19 protein-coding genes are annotated in these 17268 nt (G+C 63.1%); 10 read left to right on the top strand and 9 right to left on the bottom strand.

Annotated features, from left to right (window positions below):
* The first annotated feature begins 18 nt into the window (after positions 1 to 18).
* The 4 genes from ACUYMZ_RS01560 (at position 19) to ACUYMZ_RS01545 (ending at position 4832) form a co-directional block, all read left to right on the top strand.
* Positions 19 to 1518 carry a peptide MFS transporter gene (locus tag ACUYMZ_RS01560; RefSeq protein WP_481601877.1) on the top strand — a complete coding sequence of 500 codons (1500 nt, stop codon included), beginning with the start codon at positions 19 to 21 and terminating at the stop codon, positions 1516 to 1518.
* Between the two features lie 257 nt (positions 1519 to 1775).
* Positions 1776 to 3689: a hypothetical protein gene (locus tag ACUYMZ_RS01555; RefSeq protein WP_481601876.1), complete on the top strand. Its 1914-nt coding sequence runs from the start codon at positions 1776 to 1778 to the stop codon at positions 3687 to 3689.
* Positions 3686 to 4204 (top strand): hypothetical protein, encoded by a 519-nt coding sequence (locus tag ACUYMZ_RS01550; protein ID WP_481601875.1) that lies wholly within the window; start codon positions 3686 to 3688, stop codon positions 4202 to 4204. The genes ACUYMZ_RS01555 and ACUYMZ_RS01550 overlap by 4 nt, the downstream gene beginning before the upstream one ends.
* Positions 4205 to 4382: 178 nt before the next feature.
* Entirely contained in the window at positions 4383 to 4832 is a 450-nt protein-coding gene (locus ACUYMZ_RS01545) for a hypothetical protein (RefSeq protein ID WP_481601874.1), read from the top strand.
* A 181-nt stretch (positions 4833 to 5013) separates the two neighbouring features.
* On the opposite strand, the gene ACUYMZ_RS01540 is transcribed toward ACUYMZ_RS01545, so the two are convergent.
* The gene (locus tag ACUYMZ_RS01540) at positions 5014 to 5676 is read right to left on the bottom strand and encodes a DUF4190 domain-containing protein (RefSeq protein WP_481601873.1); all 663 of its coding nucleotides are present in this window, start codon (positions 5674 to 5676) and stop codon (positions 5014 to 5016) included.
* 221 nt (positions 5677 to 5897) lie between these two features.
* Between ACUYMZ_RS01540 and pgm the strand changes: the two genes are divergently transcribed.
* Positions 5898 to 7559 carry a phosphoglucomutase (alpha-D-glucose-1,6-bisphosphate-dependent) gene (gene pgm / locus ACUYMZ_RS01535; protein WP_481601872.1) on the top strand — a complete coding sequence of 554 codons (1662 nt, stop codon included), beginning with the start codon at positions 5898 to 5900 and terminating at the stop codon, positions 7557 to 7559.
* Here the strand turns inward: pgm and ACUYMZ_RS01530 are convergent.
* Entirely contained in the window at positions 7549 to 8085 is a 537-nt protein-coding gene (locus tag ACUYMZ_RS01530) for a 2'-5' RNA ligase family protein (RefSeq protein WP_481601871.1), read from the bottom strand. The genes pgm and ACUYMZ_RS01530 overlap by 11 nt on opposite strands.
* Before the next feature lie 188 nt (positions 8086 to 8273).
* Entirely contained in the window at positions 8274 to 8879 is a 606-nt protein-coding gene (locus ACUYMZ_RS01525; RefSeq protein ID WP_426005110.1) for a malonic semialdehyde reductase, read from the bottom strand.
* Between the two features lie 247 nt (positions 8880 to 9126).
* Between ACUYMZ_RS01525 and ACUYMZ_RS01520 the strand changes: the two genes are divergently transcribed.
* Positions 9127 to 10482 carry a uracil-xanthine permease family protein gene (locus ACUYMZ_RS01520; RefSeq protein WP_481601870.1) on the top strand — a complete coding sequence of 452 codons (1356 nt, stop codon included), beginning with the start codon at positions 9127 to 9129 and terminating at the stop codon, positions 10480 to 10482.
* 260 nt (positions 10483 to 10742) lie between these two features.
* On the opposite strand, the gene ACUYMZ_RS01515 is transcribed toward ACUYMZ_RS01520, so the two are convergent.
* Both ACUYMZ_RS01515 and ACUYMZ_RS01510 read right to left on the bottom strand, forming a co-directional pair.
* The gene (locus ACUYMZ_RS01515) at positions 10743 to 10964 is read right to left on the bottom strand and encodes a helix-turn-helix domain-containing protein (protein ID WP_442424594.1); all 222 of its coding nucleotides are present in this window, start codon (positions 10962 to 10964) and stop codon (positions 10743 to 10745) included.
* Positions 10964 to 11455 carry a DUF2975 domain-containing protein gene (locus ACUYMZ_RS01510; protein ID WP_481601869.1) on the bottom strand — a complete coding sequence of 164 codons (492 nt, stop codon included), beginning with the start codon at positions 11453 to 11455 and terminating at the stop codon, positions 10964 to 10966. Before ACUYMZ_RS01510 ends, ACUYMZ_RS01515 begins: the two co-directional genes overlap by 1 nt.
* Before the next feature lie 225 nt (positions 11456 to 11680).
* Here ACUYMZ_RS01510 and ACUYMZ_RS01505 point away from each other — a divergent pair, with 225 nt between their 5' ends.
* Both ACUYMZ_RS01505 and ACUYMZ_RS01500 read left to right on the top strand, forming a co-directional pair.
* Positions 11681 to 12247 carry a type 1 glutamine amidotransferase domain-containing protein gene (locus tag ACUYMZ_RS01505; RefSeq protein ID WP_481601868.1) on the top strand — a complete coding sequence of 189 codons (567 nt, stop codon included), beginning with the start codon at positions 11681 to 11683 and terminating at the stop codon, positions 12245 to 12247.
* A 212-nt stretch (positions 12248 to 12459) separates the two neighbouring features.
* Positions 12460 to 12771 (top strand): hypothetical protein, encoded by a 312-nt coding sequence (locus tag ACUYMZ_RS01500; protein ID WP_426005104.1) that lies wholly within the window; start codon positions 12460 to 12462, stop codon positions 12769 to 12771.
* Positions 12772 to 12893: 122 nt separating this feature from the next.
* Here ACUYMZ_RS01500 and ACUYMZ_RS01495 read toward each other — a convergent pair whose 3' ends face one another.
* On the bottom strand, positions 12894 to 13193 hold the full coding sequence (locus ACUYMZ_RS01495; protein ID WP_426005103.1) for a hypothetical protein: 300 nt from the start codon (positions 13191 to 13193) through the stop codon (positions 12894 to 12896).
* A 235-nt stretch (positions 13194 to 13428) separates the two neighbouring features.
* On the opposite strand from ACUYMZ_RS01495, the gene ACUYMZ_RS01490 reads away from it, so the two are divergent.
* Positions 13429 to 14172, top strand: coding sequence for an MBL fold metallo-hydrolase (locus ACUYMZ_RS01490; RefSeq protein ID WP_481601867.1), 744 nt, complete (start codon positions 13429 to 13431; stop codon positions 14170 to 14172).
* 12 nt (positions 14173 to 14184) lie between these two features.
* Here the strand turns inward: ACUYMZ_RS01490 and ACUYMZ_RS01485 are convergent, their stop codons facing one another.
* Positions 14185 to 14628, bottom strand: coding sequence for a YdeI/OmpD-associated family protein (locus ACUYMZ_RS01485; RefSeq protein ID WP_481601866.1), 444 nt, complete (start codon positions 14626 to 14628; stop codon positions 14185 to 14187).
* Between the two features lie 101 nt (positions 14629 to 14729).
* Here ACUYMZ_RS01485 and ACUYMZ_RS01480 point away from each other — a divergent pair, with 101 nt between their 5' ends.
* Positions 14730 to 14972: a DUF2630 family protein gene (locus ACUYMZ_RS01480; RefSeq protein ID WP_426005099.1), complete on the top strand. Its 243-nt coding sequence runs from the start codon at positions 14730 to 14732 to the stop codon at positions 14970 to 14972.
* A gap of 3 nt (positions 14973 to 14975) precedes the next feature.
* On the opposite strand, the gene ACUYMZ_RS01475 is transcribed toward ACUYMZ_RS01480, so the two are convergent.
* Both ACUYMZ_RS01475 and ACUYMZ_RS01470 read right to left on the bottom strand, forming a co-directional pair.
* Entirely contained in the window at positions 14976 to 16118 is a 1143-nt protein-coding gene (locus tag ACUYMZ_RS01475) for a glycerate kinase (protein WP_481601865.1), read from the bottom strand.
* Positions 16119 to 16212: 94 nt separating this feature from the next.
* Positions 16213 to 17175, bottom strand: coding sequence for a D-2-hydroxyacid dehydrogenase family protein (locus ACUYMZ_RS01470; RefSeq protein WP_481601864.1), 963 nt, complete (start codon positions 17173 to 17175; stop codon positions 16213 to 16215).
* Positions 17176 to 17268: the final 93 nt, after the last annotated feature.

The following is a 17268-nucleotide window of genomic DNA, read 5'->3' as shown; positions in this document are numbered from 1 at the left end:
GCATTCATCGATGTGACAATGCCCGCAGTCAGTGCCAGCATTGAGGAAATGAGCACACCTCAAACCACGGCTACGCCCGCCAAAACCCCGGGCGATACGTCATTCTTCGGCCACCCAAAGATGTTGGCCAGCCTCTTCTCCGTGGAAATGTGGGAGCGATTCTCCTTCTACGGCATGCAGGGAATCCTGCTGTACTACATGTACTTCACGGCCGACCAGGGCGGCCTTTCCATCGACAAAGGCCTCGCCGCAGGCCTGGTGGGCGCCTACGGTGGCGGTGTCTACCTGTCCACGATCCTTGGTGCCTGGCTTGCCGACCGGGTCTTCGGTTCCGAGAAGGTCCTCTTTGGCTCGGCCATCATGATCATGGCCGGCCACATCGCGCTGGCCCTCCTGCCCGGGATTCCCGGCCTGATCGCCGGCCTGGTGTTGGTGGGGATCGGCTCCGGCGGGCTTAAGGCGAACGCTACGGCACTGGTGGGAACCCTGTACGGGGAGAAGGACGAACGCCGGGACGCCGGGTTCTCCATCTTCTACATGGGCATCAACATCGGTGGCCTGATCGGCCCGCTGGTCACCGGCTGGCTGCAGGAAAGCCGCGGTTTCCACTGGGGCTTCGGAGCCGCAGCCGTGGGTATGGCGATCGGCCTGGCCATCTACGCATTCGGGCGCAAGAAGCTCCCGGAAGAAGCACACCGCGTCCCCAACCCGCTTCCGGCTGCAGAACGGACCAGGTACGGGCTGATTTTCCTGGGCATCCTCGCGGTGATCGGCGTGCTGCTCGGGACGGGCATCGTCAACGCGGGCAACCTCGCCCGCAGCATGGCCTACGCCGCGATCGGCGCCTCGGTGATCTACCTTTTCCTGATCTTCCGGAGCCCGCTGGTCTCCGCCCTGGAACGCAAGCGCGTGGTCGCCTTCATTCCGCTGTACGTGGCTTCGGCTGCATTCTGGGCGCTGTTCCAGCAGCAGTTCACATTCATCGCCGTGTACTCGGAGGAGAAGCTGGACCGCAACCTCTTCGGCTGGGAGATGCCGGCTGCCTGGGTGCAGTCCATCAACCCGGTGTTCATCATCATCTTCGCCGGCGTCATGGCTGCACTGTGGACCAAGCTGGGATCCCGGCAGCCCAGCTCGCCGTTCAAGTTCTCCATGGGCCTGTTCATCATGGGCCTGGCCTTCCTTGCCTTCATTCCGCTGGCCGGCGACGGCAAGACCCCGTTGTTGGCGCTGGTGGGCATCCTGTTGCTCTTCACCTTGGCGGAACTGTGTCTCTCCCCCATCGGCCTGTCCGTGAGCACCAAGCTTGCACCCAAGGCCTTCCATACGCAGATGGTGGCGTTGTTTTTCCTGTCGGTTTCGCTGGGCACCACCCTGGCGGGCATCCTCGCCGGACTCTACAACCCTGACGACGAGTTGCCGTACTTCCTGGGCATCGGTGGTGTGGCGGTCGTCCTGGCCATTGCCCTGGCCGTCGCGTCGCCCGCCATTAAGAAGCTGATGGCAGGCGTGCGGTAAGGCAGCCCCACGCCGGTCGGCCATCGAAATCCAAACAACTACGCTTCCCTTATACTCTTAGGCATGCCGCCCTGGTGACGGCATGAACATTCCCCAGGGATCCGCAGGGGCACTTTTCTTGGCCCCCGCCGATCGATTGAGATTCCTGGCGCCACAGCCTTGCCCCGGCTGTGATCGTCGACGAAACAGGACCCTTCCGGGTGCACTCGGAAGGGTCCTGTTTGACCGAGTGGATGTTTAACAGTTTGGGGGGCTTTGTGAACTTCGATGGGGACGTTTCCGACCGTCTTATCGGTGCTTGTCGTGATGCGGTGTGGGTGTTGTCGGAGCAACGCAGTAGCCGGGATACGGCCTCGAACGGTGCCCTCGGGGAGTTCCGGGGCGTGTTCGCCGACTGCTTCCAGGACAACATGGCTGCTGAACGGGCGGCCCGGGTGGAATTGGTCCATATGTTGGAGGATGTTGCCCGTCAGGTCCAGGTAGCCAAGAGCGCTGCGGAGGTTGAGCAGCGCCGTCTGGAAGAGGTGACGGCGTGGGCTGTTGCCTCCGGTTGGGCGAGCGGTGTTGCCGTTGATGTAGGGCCTCGCCCGCCGTTGGAGGAGGCTGACCGTCCGGTGGTCAGCGTTGACACCGCACGTCAGGGTTTGCGTGCTTGGGTGAGCGGAAGCACTGCAGGGGCGAGTTCGGCTGAGCCGGATGCGCTGGATTCCGCGGTGTCCATTTTCAGGACCCAGGACGAGACTGCCCGGCGTGCCGCCGACCACGTCAGCGCAGCGGTGTGGGAGTTCGAGCAGCATTGTTCATGGGTGCACACGGATCTGGACGCTGTGGGTAGCGGGCTGCGGCGGTTCCTGGAAGACAACCATCAGGATTCGGACCGGCTTGGCGAGATCGCTTCGGCGTTCCGGGCCGCCGGTGGCAGCGGGCACGTGGGACAGGTGACGGTTTCGAACGGAGCCCTTGTACTTGCCACGGTGCCGGCCTCGTTATCGGGTGCGGCGCTGCTGAACTACCTGTCCACGGCTACGGCTGCTGACGTGAAAGCGTTGGCCACATTGCCCGGATGGCAGAGGACGCTGCAGGGCATGGCCCCAGCGAAGATCGCGGCCTGGTGGGCGGGCGTGGACACCGGCACCGGGAACGAGAACGACGGCGGCGGGTTCGCGCCGCTGCAGGAGTTGCTGCTCGCCGCTGCTCCCGCCATGTTCGGCTCTTTGGACGGGATGCCCGCCCTGGCCAGGGTACGGGCCAACCAGTTGAACGCCTCCCACCTGCTCAGCGCGGCGGAGAAAGACCTGGGCACAGCGCTGAGGTTGTCGGGGGTCGGGCAAGCCCATCAGGACCCGAACCGGATAAGGATGCTGGAAAATGAGGTCGCCTACCTCAAACAGGTCGAAGCGGGCCAAGTGCAGCTTTACCTCTATGATCGGGACCGCTCACGGATCGTTGAAATGATCGGCACTCCGTCCCCTGAAACACGGCACGTGATCACCTATGTTCCGGGGACATTCACCGGAATGAACATCTTCTACGAGGGCGGGGTACAGCAGGTCCCGACATATCTGAACGGCGCGGTGCCGGGGACCGTGGCCTTCGTCTATAAGGACGGGCGGTTCCCCGGGGAGGAGGCAACCGCAGGAGGTCCCAACCTGGGGAGGATCGGTGAGGCGAACGATGAGGACCTTGCCCGCACATCCGGGCAGCAACTGGCTGGCTTCGAGACCGGAATGCGCACCGACCCCTTCCTGACCGGTGCCGAACAGATCGGCATCGGGCACAGCTGGGGCCTCGCGAACGTCACCAGCTCCGAGGTCGCAGGAGCCCGGTACAACAAGGTGGTTTCCCTCTCGGGGGCCGGGATGCTCCCCGACTGGAAACCACAGCCGTCCACCAGGTACTCGAATCTGTACTACTACGACCTGCTCGTCCACGCCCAAGGAATCATCAACCCCGTCACCGATAAAGGGGCGGTGTGGGATGGCAACAACCCCATGTTTCGTAGAGAGTTCGAACAGCACTTCTACCAAGGCCCCGACGACGAAAAAATCCACGGTGCGATCAATACCCCCGAAGAAGGGAACATCCTCATGAACAACCACAACCTCATTGCCTCCAACAATAAGGACAACAGGGAAGCGCTCCGGGATCTACAAGGTTTGGTTAACAAGTGAGCTACGCAGGCCACAAAGCCTTTGCAGTTCTACTGATGGCAAGTCTAGGCGTCTCTGGCTGTGCAGATACAGCAGTTTCAAAGGATGAAGGTAAGTTGGAATCGCCCACCCTCACCTGGCAGCATGCGAAAGCCCAGACGCAGAAGACCGCACTGGAGATCGCCGACGTAATTCCAAAAGACAAAGTTGTCTCCATCATTCAGAAAGAAGCCGGCGTGCTTCTCTCTTGCAACAAGACCGAGCATAATTGGAATGGTTGGACAGACGTTACCCTTACGGCGGGCACGAATGTAAAAGAAGTTATGGAAAACCTTGAAAGCCACTACAAGAAAAGCAGCTTCGAGGTCACAACCAGAACGGGAATCAACGGCGACTATCAAGTGCACTTGCTTGGTCCCGCACCCGGCGAAGGATATCTGATCGGCATTGGTCTGACTCCAATGGAGCTCCGCATTGATTCAGGTTCACCGTGCTTTACGTTGCCCGACGGTATCTACCCGGGAGGGGATTTCTAATCCTCATGGATAACGACAAGCCCTCCAGCAGCGACGGCAACGAGCAAGCCCTCCAGGACATGCCTGGGATCGTGGCTCGTTGAGGGCTCGGAGCAGTGCATTGGCGTTGGTGCTGGTCGCTTCGACCGGCCTTGCCGGTTGCGCCGGGACACCCACAGCGAGTCCAACAGAGTCAAGTGTGCCCACTGCGGCCAAAACATTGGCGGAACCGGTGGAAGCCAAACTCACGTGGCAGGAAGCCAAAGTTCAAGCCCAAGCAGCGGAACTGGAGATCGCAGCACTGATCCCCAAAGACCTGGTTGTCTCGATCGATCAGAAGACGAAGGGCGTGCTGCTGTCCTGCAACAAGACCCAGCACAATTGGCATGGCTTCACGACCATCACGATTAGCGAGGGCACCCCTGCCGAGCCGATCGTGAAAGACATCGAGGCCCACTACCGTGCGAATGGACTCAAGGTGTCCATCGATAAGGATGTTGACGCGAAGTATCTTGTCCAAATCGATTCACCCCCGCCCGGTGAGAATTACCTGGTTGGTGAAGGCATCAAGGCCAATGAGATTTGGATTGATTCCGGTTCGCCATGTTTCACGTTGCCGGAAGGTGTGTACCCCGGAGGGGATTTCTAATCCTCATGAACACCCAAAACCCCTCCAGCACCGACGGCAACGAGCAAGCCCTCAGGACTTACCTGGATCTGAGGCGCGATAAGGGCGAAAGGGCCGGAATGGTTCGCTGCCAGGCACGACTGCGGCCGCGGCTCCGGCGAGGTTCCCACCTGAGGCCGCGGCCGCCGTCGTGCGTTATTGATCAGTAGTTATAGCTGCTGGAGGCGCCGATCGCGGCGACCATGACGGCGATGAACACCACCGTGAGCGCCACGCCGATGTAACCCATCACCAAACCCGCGATCGCCATGCCCTTTCCGGCGGGTTCGCGCTTCAGGGCGAGGTGGCCGAGGATCACGGCGGCGATCTGCGGGAGGATGAAGAACCCGAAGCCCACGAAGATCGCAATACCGCAGCACATGCTGGCAATGCTCAGGCCCTTGGGTTGGTTGGGCATGGCATAGTAGGCGGGCTGGCCGTACGGGTTCGACTGGCCGTAGGGGCTTGACTGCCCGAAGGCCTGCTGCTGGTAAGGGCTGGGCGGCTGGCCGTAGGGGTTCGGCTGGCTGGGCTGGCTGTAGTCGCCCGGCGTGTAGGAACTGGAAGCAGACGACGACGGCGACGGCGACGGCGAATAGAAATCGTCCTGGCCCTGGGCGTTCTGGGTGTACGCGCCTTGGTCGTACGGCGGCAGTGGCTGGGTGGCTCCGGCGCCCTGGTCGGACTGCTGCGAAGAACCGTACGACGGCGGCGGCGGTACAGCGCCGCTCTGGCCGGGCGCACTGAATTCTGCCGGCGGGACGTATTGCGGCGGCTCGTAGCCCGCGGGCTTGTCCTCGTTGCCCTTGGATGGCTGGTCTGACATGAGATATCCCCCTGGAATCGGTCTTTGATTCCCACCCTACAACTGCGGGGTGCGCCGCATAAGACATGGCGCCTTGTGGTGTCCGCCTTCCTTAAGGGCGGATGAACTTTGGACGGCCAGGAACCCGATTCGGGTCTGCGACGGGCGCCATTCAGCGTCACAGGTGTCTTATCCGGGTCATTTCCTGTCAGCGGGCGTGACGGTCTGGCATGCTGGACGACATGGCTAGCCGAGCGGGCACAGTTGCCCTTCCCCAGGACCTTGTTGACATCACTGCCCTGCTGGACGCGTACTTCGACGTAGTTCCGGATTTGGGCGATCCCGCGCAGCGCGTGGCGTTTGGAACGTCGGGCCACCGTGGATCGAGCCTGAAGGCCTCCTTCAACGAGGCCCATATCCTTGCCATCACGCAGGCGATCGTTGAATACCGTGGCCGCCAGGGAATCACCGGGCCGCTCTTCATTGGTCGTGACACCCACGCCCTGAGCGAGCCTGCGCAGAACTCCGCTTTGGAGGTGCTGGCCGCCAACGGCGTGACCGTCTTGGTGGATGCCCGCCACGGCTACACGCCCACGCCGGCGCTGAGCCACGCGATCCTGAAATACAACCGCGAAGCGGCGCCGGGCACACCCCAGGCCGACGGCATCGTGGTCACCCCCAGCCACAACCCGCCTGCGGACGGCGGTTTCAAGTACAACCCTCCGCATGGCGGCCCGGCAGACACGGACGCCACTGGATGGATCGCCGAGCGCGCCAACCAACTCTTGGAGAACGGCCTCCGCGGCGTCAAGCGCATTCCCCTGAACGATGCCCTGAACGCCGACACCACCGGAAAGTTCGACTTCCTCAGCAGCTACGTCGATGACCTCCCCTCCGTCCTGGACCTCGACGCCATCCGCAACGCTGGTGTGCGGATCGGCGCCGATCCCATGGGCGGTGCCTCCGTGGACTATTGGGGCGAGATCGGCGAGCGCCACCAACTCAACCTCACCGTGGTGAATCCCACGGTGGACCCGCAGTGGGCGTTCATGACCCTCGACTGGGATGAGAAGATCCGCATGGACTGCTCCTCGCCGTCGGCCATGGCTTCCCTGATCCAACGGATGTCCGTCGGCGCGGACGGCAGGGCTGCCTACGATGTCGCTACCGGAAATGACGCCGACGCTGACCGCCACGGCATCGTAACCCCCGATGGTGGGCTGATGAACCCCAACCATTACCTCGCCGTGGCCATCGACTACCTGTACCGCAACCGCAGCGGCTGGAACCCGGAGTCCGTGGTGGGCAAGACCCTGGTTTCCTCCTCGATCATCGACCGGGTTGCCGGTGGACTGGGCCGCAAGCTGGTTGAGGTTCCCGTGGGCTTCAAGTGGTTCGTTCCCGGCCTGCTGTCCGGCGAAGGTGCGTTCGGCGGCGAGGAATCGGCCGGTGCTTCCTTCAACAAGCGTGACGGCAGTGTGTGGACCACGGACAAGGACGGCATCCTGCTGGCTCTACTGGCCTCGGAAATCACCGCCGTCACAGGGTCTTCGCCCTCCCAGCTCTACAAGGGACTCACCGACCAGTTCGGCGCCCCCGTGTACGCCCGCATCGACGCCGCCGCCTCGCGTGAGCAGAAGGCAAAGCTGGGCAAGCTCTCCGCTTCCGACGTCACCGCCACCACCCTGGCCGGCGAGGAGATCACCGCCAAGCTCACCGAAGCTCCCGGCAACGGTGCGTCCATCGGCGGCCTGAAGGTGGTTACCGAGAACGCCTGGTTCGCTGCACGGCCTTCCGGTACCGAGGACGTCTACAAGATTTACGCCGAGTCCTTCAAGGGCGCCGACCACCTCAAGCAGGTCCAGGAAGAGGCCAAGGCCCTGGTGGACGGCGTCATCGCCTAGCCTCCGGGGTCATCTTCTCCGGGTCATCACCGTCCGTCGCGTCCTGGCTCCACAGCTTAAGGATGCGGCGGATGGTGTGGTTTCCTTCGGGGGCCATGTCCACCAGCGCTATCTGGTCAAGCACGACGACGTCTCCGGACTTGGGGCGCTTGCCGTTGTGGTGCGAGATGTGCGGCCGATAACGGTCCAGGATGTATTTGGGAGTGGCGATGCGCCCTCCCACGCTGCCGACACCTTCCACGATCTCCTCGTGGAGCCCCTGCAGCAGTGGATTGTGTTCGATCAGGCTTACCGGGATCGACCCCATGTGCCCGAACCCAGCGTCCCCGCCTACCTGCAGCCGGGTTCCCAGCGCACCTTTGACGGGCGCTTCTGCCAGGTCCGCGAGGACGCCGACGACGTCGGCACTTCCGTCAGTGCCGACGTCGAACCTTAACAGGGTGATGTGGAGCGGCCAGTCGCTGCGCGGAAAAACCAGCCCTTCTGTCACCGGCTCCGTAAACGCCACCCAGATGAGGTTCCGCATAGGGACAGTCTCCCACCGTCACCCAAAGGTGAGAGAGCGTTCCCCCGAAAGGGCGTTTCCCTAATAGAGGATCCAACGCTCTCTCACCTAAACGCCCTTAAACACCAACGCTCTCTCACGTAAACACGCCCTTAAACACCAACGCTCTTGCACCTAAGGGCAAGAGCGTTGGCGGTTGGAAGCGTGGATCAAACGGTGCGGACAACGTCCTCGTAAGCGAACTTCGGCTTGGCTTCGCCCCAGGCGTCCGGGCCGGGCTGGCCGATGTTGACGATCAGGAAGCTCTTCTGGTCGCCGTTCGGGAAGAATTCGGCGTCGATGGCTGCGAAGTCGGCGCCGGTCATCGGGCCTGCAGCGAAACCGAGGGAGCGGACGGCAAGGATGAAGTAGCCGGCCTGCAGGTGGGCGTTGTTGTTGCCCGTGGCGGCGGTGAGTTCGGCGTTGTCGTCGTACATGGCCTTCGGGGCGCCGTAGGCCGGGAGGAACTTGTCCCACTGCTCGTGCCAGTCGGTGTCGTAGGACAGGATGGCCACCAGCGGAGCCGAGGCGGTCTTGGCCTGGTTGCCACGGGACAGGTGGTCGACCAGCTTGGCGCGGGCCTCGTCGGAGCGGACGTAAGTCACGCGGAGGGGCTGCGAGTTGAAAGCAGTGGGGCCGAACTTGGTGAGCTCGTAGATCGCACGGGCTTGCTCGTCGGTGACCTCACCGGAGAAGCTGTTGGCGGTACGGGCTTCGGCAAAAATGGCGTCGACTGCTGCGGCGTCAATGACTGCTTCTTCATGGGCAATCGTCATGGATAAACCTTTCGCTGTGCCCTCGCCTCAGGGGAATGGCCGGGCTCTTTTGCTCTCCATGGTTGCAACTTCAACTTCGCCTGTCGTCTTCCCGTGACCGCGCGTGACGTTGGGCACACGGGACCTGTGGAGTTGGCGGTGTGAGGCCCGGCTTGCGTCCCAATCCAACGCGAGGCGCGTAGAGCAGGCCCCACAACGGCGGTAATGTTGCACCGAACCCCAACTTTTCTTCTGAGGAAGGCCCGCCATGAGCATGCTCGGCATCAAATGGAAGCTCCACGGCAACGGCAAGACCATCCGCCCCGGCCACGTGGTTGCCCCCGACGAGCGTCTCGCGTGGCCGCTCACCATCGGCGTGGGCATGCAGCACGTCGTGGCCATGTTCGGCGCCACCTTCCTCGTCCCGATCATCACGGGCATGCCCCCGGCCACCACGCTGTTCTTCTCCGGTATCGGCACGTTGCTGTTCCTGGTGATCACCAAGGGCCGCGTGCCCAGCTACCTCGGTTCGAGCTTCGCGTTCATCGCCCCGATCATGGCGTCCCAAGAGCAGTACGGCGTTGCCGGCGCCCTGGGCGGCGTGGTGCTTGCCGGCGTCGTACTGGCGCTCATTGGCGCGGTCGTGCAGAAGTTCGGCGCCGAATGGATCAACCGGCTCATGCCCCCGATCGTCACCGGCGCGATTGTCGCGCTGATCGGACTTAACCTCGCACCTGCGGCCAAGAATAATTTCGACGCCGCTCCCGTCACCGCACTCGTCACGCTGGTAACGATCATCCTGGTTTCCGTCTTGTTCCGCGGGATCCTGGGGCGCCTCAGCATCCTGGTGGGCGTAGTGGTGGGCTACCTCGTCGCCATGATGCGCGGCGAGGTCTCCTACGAAAAGATGGACGCCGCGGCCTGGGTTGGCCTGCCCACTTTCCAGACGCCCGAGTTCCACCTCGGCGTGGTAGGCCTGTTTGTTCCAGTGGTGCTGGTGCTCGTCGCTGAAAACGTGGGGCACGTGAAGTCGGTTGCCGCGATGACAGGCCAAAACCTCGACGGCGTCTCCGGCCGCGCGCTGATGGCCGACGGTGCCGCGACGGTACTTGCCGGATTCGGCGGCGGTTCCGGTACCACGACCTACGCGGAAAACATTGGCGTCATGGCCGCCACCAAGGTCTACTCGACGGCGGCGTACTGGGTGGCCGGCGTGTTCGCCATCCTGCTGAGCTTCTCGCCGAAATTCGGTGAACTGATTGCGACCGTACCGGCAGGTGTCCTTGGCGGTGCCGCGACCATGCTGTACGGAATGATCGGCGTCCTCGGTGTAAAGATCTGGGTGCAGAACGAGGTCAACTTCTCCAACCCGATCAACCTGACTACCGCCGCCGTCGCGCTGATCATTGGCATCGCCGACTACACGTGGACCATCGGAGAACTGAAGTTCACGGGCATCGCCCTGGGTTCCGCCGCTGCATTGGTGATCTATCACGGCATGAAGGGCCTGGCCCGCTGGCGCGGGACCGTTGCTGAGCCCGAAACCGAGACGGCGGGACTGCCGCCTGCAGTGAAGTCCGCGATGAACGCCGCGGCGAAGCGGAGCGGGAAGAAGGGGAAGTAGGGGGCTCCCGGTCCCTACCCGGCCCGCTGTGGAGCAACAAAGCTCCCGACCTCGGGCTCTAGACCTCGCGACCACTAGGGGCCCGCGACTGCGGGCATCCTCCTGACTACACAAATAGTCGCTCCACTGATCGCCAATGCCCTATATGGTCAAGTTCTAACTATCGGAGCAGCCGGTATCCTCGGAGCGATTACGGGGAGCCTTCTTGTGTCTGCTTATAGCCGCGAGGCCCGCCTCTTCACGTACTTCAAGGAACGTAATTAGGCAACCTCCGGGACCTCCGCTTCCCACCGCAGCAGGTCCCCCGGCTGGCACTCGAGTACCTCGCACAGGGCTTCCAGGGTGGTAAACCGGACAGCTTTGGCACGGCCGTTCTTAAGGACCGCCAGATTGGCGGGCGTGATCCCCACTCGGTCGGCGAGCACTCCCACGGGCATCTTCCGCTTAGCGAGCATGACGTCAATATCCACGATGATCGGCATCAGATCACCTCGTCGAGCTCGGCCCGAAGCCCGGCCGCCTCGACATCCCGCGCCACGGCCTGGGCCAACAGCGTTCGGAGCACCAGCACAAGCAGCGCCACTCCCCCCGTCATCAGCGCCGCTCCGCAGATGAGCATCACGATCCCTGGCGCCACATCACCCGGCGCCAGCATCACGGCGATTGAGAAGACCAGCACAGCGGCAATGGCCACAGCCCAGAAGATGACGTCCACGAACCGGAAGGCGCCGTGGGAAAACACTGTTCCGCGGCGAACCATGGTCAACAACCGCCACACGCAGAACGCAACAACCTGAACACACGCAATCCCCAGAACGACGACCACCAGGAACGCGATCCGCAGTCCGTCCGGCGCGCCCGCATTCGAGAGGTCCGCGGAAATCAGCGGCACCATCCACACCTGCACAAACAGGGAACCAGCCAGCACCATCGCGATAACAAGCCTCAGCGCGAGAATCGCAAACCTACCCACGAGCACCACTCCTCCATCGAACAACAATTAGATCCTATCGTTAATCGATAGAAAGAGAAGCAATATGCAACAAAATATATAGTCAGCTTGCTTAGTAGTTTGATGATCAATAGGGTTGAACAGGTCAAGACAAACAACTCTCGCAGAAGCGGTTGCGCCAGAGCCGGGGCCACAAGCCCAGGGCATCAAGCCATAGCAGCGCCCACCGCATAAAGAGGAGGAACAATGTCAGAGCACAGCATTGCAGGCAAGAAGGTCGCCTTCCTGTTGACGGATGGCGTGGAGCAGGTGGAGCTCACCAGTCCATGGCAGGCCGTCAAGGATGCAGGAGGGGAGCCAACCCTCGTCGCCCCCGAAAAGGGCAAGCTCCAAGGCTTCAACGGCGTGGAGAAGGGTGACACCTTCGACGTCGACCTGGCCGTGGCAGACGCCGACGCCTCGGACTTCGACGCCCTGGTTCTCCCCGGTGGCGTCGTCAACGCCGACCACCTTCGAGTCGACAAGGACGCCCGGAACTTCACGCGCTCGTTCTTCGAGCAACACAAGCCGGTAGCCTCGATCTGCCACGGACCGTGGATCCTGATCGAGGCAGGTGTCATCAAGGGCCGCAACGTCACGTCCTACCACACGCTCCAGACCGACCTCCGGAATGCCGGAGCCAATTGGAGCGACCAGGAAGTGGTGGTGGACCAGGGCCTGGTCACCAGCCGGAACCCGGACGACCTCCCGGCTTTCAACAGCAAGCTCGTTGAGGAAATCTCCGAGGGCCAGCACGCCGGCCAAACAGCGTAGCGCTTACCAGCGCGCGACCCACACACGGTGAGTGCCGCCGTCGTAAGTCCACAAGACGTACGACGGCGGCACTCGCCTCCCTCACGCACCGAACCACCCGCACCCACAGCAAAAGACAACACCAGCACCTCGTCGTAATGTTGCGCAGATCACATTCGATGCTTACGCTGGGGAGGCTGCAGCGTGGCAGCACACCGATGAAAGGCAACAAATTGACCAGCGACAAGCTCTCCGTAGTGGTTCGCGTCGACGTTGACGGCGAACAAATCCAGATTGCAGCAACCGGTCGTGTCACAACCTCGAGCCTTCAGGGGCTCTACCCCGTAGTCCAGCGCACCAAGAGCCTCGGCAGCGGACTCGACGTGGAGATGGACCTTTCAGAGGCCACAGTGGACGCCGACGCCATGGACGAGCTGCAGATTTACTCGGAGCTTTACGAAGTGCCCGTCCGCCTTGCGGCTGAGGCCGCCAATGTCACTGCATTGCCGACGCGGGCAGCGCGCCTGGCGACGGCAGCCGCCTAGGGTCCGCTCGGCTCCAGCACAGGCCCTGCGAGCAACCCGCCACGACCGGCTCGTTACGCGATACCGAGGAAGACCAGCAGCGCCTCCCGCCCTGAACCAGGACGGGAGGCGCTGTTCTGCTGCTAGTGGCTGCCGGTGATGTCCTGCCACGGGAGTTTGTGCGCATTACACAGGAGCTTCGGGGATTCGCCCATGGCAGCAAGTTCATCCTTGAACCCCTGCTTGACCGCCTGTCCATACGATTGCACGCGCCCACCCTCGGGGTACGCAGCGTCAGGATCGTCGTTCAGGCCAGAGTAGGAACAGATGGAGTTCGAGTTTTCCGGACCACGTTCCGACTGCCCGGCGGCGAAGGCCGGTGTGGCCGAGAACGCCGTCAACGCACCAACACAGAGTGCAGCGGAGAGAATTTTGATTCGCATTGCTTTACCTCGCTTCGTTAGACATGGCGCGCGCTCCCCAGCCGGCCCGACGCAGGTTGGACCAAGATAACGCAACTCGCGGCCGAATATAAGACCCCTCACCAAGCCTGCACTGCCGTCCTGAAATGCCGTCGACAGCAGCCCTCACAATCAGCAGACCTTGCCCCGAAATACTAAGCATGCTTATGGTAAGTGGACCGGCAGTCACCCAACGGAAGTACCCCAGGGGGCACCCATGACCATGACCCAAGTCGCCGACGGTGTGCATCGATTCTCGGATGCCTACGTCAACTTCTATTTGGTGGAAGGCCGCGAAGGACTGACCCTGGTGGACTCCGGCCTGCCGGCGATGTGGACTCCGCTGGAGCGCGCACTCCAAGGGGAGGGATTTGAACTCGGGGACATCAGGGCGCTCGTGCTGACCCACGCGCACTTCGACCATCTGGGCCTGGCCCACCGCTTCCACCAGGAACTGAGAATTCCGGTGTGGGTCCACAGGGAAGACTCGTACATCGCCAGGCATCCCTACCGGTACCGGCACGAAAGGTCCCGTCTCATTTTCGCCCTGACCCACCGCAAGGGCCTTCCGGTGTTGACCAGCATGGCAAAAGCAGGTGCCTTCAAGGTCCAGGGCCTGGAGGACGTCCGGCATTTTCCCGGCACCGGCGCACTCCCGGTTCCGGGCAGCCCGGAGATCGTGTTCTCACCCGGGCATACCAGCGGCCACTGCGCCCTGTTCCTCCGCGAACGCGGCATCCTGTTCAGTGGGGACGCCCTGGTCACCCTGGATCCCTACACGCAGCGGAAAGGCCCGCGGATCGTGGCCGGGGCGGCCACAGCGGACAGCGTCTTGAACATCGCCTCGCTGAAGCAGCTCGCCGCTACCAAGGCACAGCTTGTCCTGCCCGGACACGGCGAACCTTGGGAGGCCGGCATCGAATCCGCGGTTTCCATCGCCCGCGCAAACGGTCCGGCCTAGGCCCAGCAGGTGCTACTTCTTCCCCGCCTTCAGGTCCGACACGACCTTGGCGATCCGCCGGGCCCGCGTCTCCTCCGACTTGGCATCGCCAATCGGCTCGACATAGCGCCGCTGCGCGCTGTAGTTGAGGGTTGCATAGAACGCCTTCGCGTCCGGTTCGGCGTCGAGGGCTGCGGCAAGGTCGCCGGGAACCTCGATGACGCGTGGCCGGGTATCGACTTCGAGGTCAACTTCCAGTGTGTCCCCGGCAGAAACGCCGGTCAGCTCCCGGTTGGCCGCACTGACTCCCACCATGTACTTGCCGCCCATGACAGCGATACTGCTGCGATAACTCTTGCCGTTCATGGTCACCACCACCGGGGGCCGCTTGCCCGCACCCAGCCCAGTGACCACATCTTCGGGAACCTCAATGCCGGCCTTGTTACCCTCGCCCTGAATTGTCGTGGTGAATTTCATGAGCCAAGTATGCAGGGCGGACCGGCACCAGCGGCACCATGGACGCACCCGTGACGCAGGACTACGGTCAGTATCAACGCCCACAACCCAAGGAGAAAGCCATGGACAACCAGGACATCCTCGAACGCATCCAGTCGCTTGTCGAGGAGGAGCACCGGCTCCGTGACGCCGATACCAGCACTGAGGCCGGCGACGACAACACGGCACGGCTCGCCCAACTGGAGGCCCAGCTGGACCAGTGCTGGGACCTGTTGCGCCAGCGCCGCGCCAAGAGGGACGCCGGCGCCAATCCGGACGAGGCCGAAGCCCGCCCCGTCAGCGAAGTGGAGGGCTACCGCCAGTAAAGGCTACGCCCCTTCAAGCACCTGGCTGGTGGCCCAGGCAACATACTTTCCGGCGTTGGCCACGGCGTCGGCCACATCAGGGACGCCGTCCTTGCGCTGGGCAACGTCCAGCAACTGGGCTGCGGCCACGATGCCGTGCTTGGCCAAATCCTCCGGGGTGACCGTGATGCGGCCGGCGACAGCCACCACGGGGATGCCGTGAACGCTGGCGGCATCGGCCAGCGCGATGGGCGCCTTGCCGGTGAGCGACTGCTCATCCATGGAGCCCTCGCCCGTGATCACGAGATCGGCCTCACCCAGGTGCTTGGCCAGTCCGGTCAGCCCTGCCACCAAGGCAAAGCCGCCTTCCAGTGCCGAATCCGTGTAAGCAAGGAACGACGCCGGGAACCCGCCTGCCGCTCCGGCTCCCGGGACGTTGACGTCACGGCCCGTGGCTTCCCGAAGGAGCGAGGCCCAGTTGCGGAGACCGGCGTCGAGCTTCTCAACCGCGTCACCATCTGCCCCCTTCTGGGGACCGAAGACATGCGCCGCGCCTTCCGGCCCATACAGCGGATTTTGGACATCGACGGCGATCCGGAACTTCACGCTGGACAGTCGCGGATCCAGCCCTGAGGCATCCACGGAAACGACGTCGGCCAGGGCACCTCCGCCGAGGGGAACCACATTCCCGGCAGCATCCAGGGGCCTGAGCCCCAGTGCACGCAAGGCACCGCTCCCGCCGTCTGTCATCGCCGAACCGCCCAGCCCGAGCACGATCTCGGTGGCGCCGGCGTCCAGAGCGGCGGCAATCAGCTGCCCGCAGCCGTAGCTGTGTGCGCGGAGGCTGTTCTCCGGCGTCGGCTCCATGAAGGCGAGGCCGGATGCCTGGGCTGTTTCAATGACGGCAGTTCCTCCACCAAACGCGTCCTTGCGGATGGCCCATGAGGCACCGACGGGCTTGACGATCGGACCCACAACGGCGTTGTTGTGTTCCTCGTAGCCCGCAGCGAGTGCCGCATCGAGGGTTCCTTCCCCGCCGTCGGCGACGGGAAACTGGGTGGTCACGGCGTCCGGATAAACACGGAGGGCGCCCTCGGCCATGGCTGACGCGGCTTCGGCGGCGGTCAGTGATCCCTTGAACTTGTCAGGGGCAATGAGAATACGCATGGTCTACATCTTGCCAGCAATTCCCTGGAAAGCGCTTGCCGCGCGCGTAATGTCCGCGTTGTGGGATGTCGTGGGCGACCCGCCAGGGAGGTACTCAGCCGTTCAAGACCCGGACCGGAGCACCGGACAACCAGGCCTTCACGTCCTCGAACGCTCCGCCATAAAACTGCCGGTAACTTTCGTGGGTTACATAGCCCACGTGCGGCGACAGCACGGTCCGTGGCGCGTGCACCAGGGCGTGACCGGCCGGGAGCGGCTCTTCATCGAAAACGTCCAGGGCCGCTCCGCGGATCCATCCCTCTTCCAACGCCCGGATCAACGCCGCCTCGTCCACCAGGGGACCGCGCGCCGTGTTAACCAGCAAGCCCTCCGGCCCCAGCAGCTGCAGTTCCGCGGCACCAACGATCCCTTCCGTCCGCTCAGACAAGCGCAGATGCAGGGTGACAATGTCCGACTCTCTGAACAGCTCCTCCTTGCTGACGTTCCGGGCACCCGAAGCAGCAGCAGCTTCCTCCGTCAGATTCTGGCTCCACGCCAGGACGTCCATCCCGAAAGCCCTGGCGTACCCGGCAATGCGCTTGCCGATCTTGCCGAGGCCCACGATCCCGAGCGTCTTGCCCGCCAGTTCAAATCCGACGCCGGTCTGCCACCCGCCTGCCCGCAGCGAGTTCTCTTCCACCGTCAGGTTCCTCGCGAACGCCAGCAGGAGCGCCCAGGTCAGCTCGGGGGCCGCGGCAGGGGAACCCGCAGTTCCGGCCACCACGATGCCGCGCTCGGTGGCGGCCGCAAGGTCAATCGAGGCGTTCGCCATTCCGGTGGTGACCAGGAGCTGCAGGTTGGGCAATGCTTCCAGGACGTGGCGGGGAAAGCGCGTACGTTCACGCATGGCGACGACGATATCGAACGGCTCCAGCGCTGCCACCGCCTGCTCTTCGGAGACAAAAGGCGCACTGAAGACCGTGACCTTCACGCCGTCGTCGAGCAGTTCCTCCCACGGCGCGTAGTCGCCGGAGACCTGCTGGTAATCATCAAGGATGGCCAAACGGTACTGGGTCATGGACGCTCTCCTCGCGGCGACGGTTGGTACACACACCATCTCACGGCAGCAAACCCTCGCGTCATCAACGGAAAGATTCTAACGTTGTAAAGA

This window comes from Arthrobacter sp. T572 (assembly GCF_056780115.1).
This window is presented reverse-complemented; position numbering and strand designations above follow the sequence as displayed.

Excerpts from the sequence above, each read along its gene's own strand:
- ACUYMZ_RS01560 (WP_481601877.1), top strand. The coding sequence starts at position 19 with ATGCCCGCAGTCAGTGCCAGCATTGAGGAAATGAGCACACCTCAAACC.
- ACUYMZ_RS01540 (WP_481601873.1), bottom strand. The coding sequence starts at position 5,676 with ATGTCAGACCAGCCATCCAAGGGCAACGAGGACAAGCCCGCGGGCTAC.
- pgm (WP_481601872.1), top strand. The coding sequence starts at position 5,898 with ATGGCTAGCCGAGCGGGCACAGTTGCCCTTCCCCAGGACCTTGTTGAC.
- ACUYMZ_RS01530 (WP_481601871.1), bottom strand. The coding sequence starts at position 8,085 with ATGCGGAACCTCATCTGGGTGGCGTTTACGGAGCCGGTGACAGAAGGG.
- ACUYMZ_RS01525 (WP_426005110.1), bottom strand. The coding sequence starts at position 8,879 with ATGACGATTGCCCATGAAGAAGCAGTCATTGACGCCGCAGCAGTCGAC.
- ACUYMZ_RS01520 (WP_481601870.1), top strand. The coding sequence starts at position 9,127 with ATGAGCATGCTCGGCATCAAATGGAAGCTCCACGGCAACGGCAAGACC.
- ACUYMZ_RS01515 (WP_442424594.1), bottom strand. The coding sequence starts at position 10,964 with ATGCCGATCATCGTGGATATTGACGTCATGCTCGCTAAGCGGAAGATG.
- ACUYMZ_RS01505 (WP_481601868.1), top strand. The coding sequence starts at position 11,681 with ATGTCAGAGCACAGCATTGCAGGCAAGAAGGTCGCCTTCCTGTTGACG.
- ACUYMZ_RS01495 (WP_426005103.1), bottom strand. The coding sequence starts at position 13,193 with ATGCGAATCAAAATTCTCTCCGCTGCACTCTGTGTTGGTGCGTTGACG.
- ACUYMZ_RS01490 (WP_481601867.1), top strand. The coding sequence starts at position 13,429 with ATGACCATGACCCAAGTCGCCGACGGTGTGCATCGATTCTCGGATGCC.
- ACUYMZ_RS01485 (WP_481601866.1), bottom strand. The coding sequence starts at position 14,628 with ATGAAATTCACCACGACAATTCAGGGCGAGGGTAACAAGGCCGGCATT.
- ACUYMZ_RS01480 (WP_426005099.1), top strand. The coding sequence starts at position 14,730 with ATGGACAACCAGGACATCCTCGAACGCATCCAGTCGCTTGTCGAGGAG.
- ACUYMZ_RS01475 (WP_481601865.1), bottom strand. The coding sequence starts at position 16,118 with ATGCGTATTCTCATTGCCCCTGACAAGTTCAAGGGATCACTGACCGCC.
- ACUYMZ_RS01470 (WP_481601864.1), bottom strand. The coding sequence starts at position 17,175 with ATGACCCAGTACCGTTTGGCCATCCTTGATGATTACCAGCAGGTCTCC.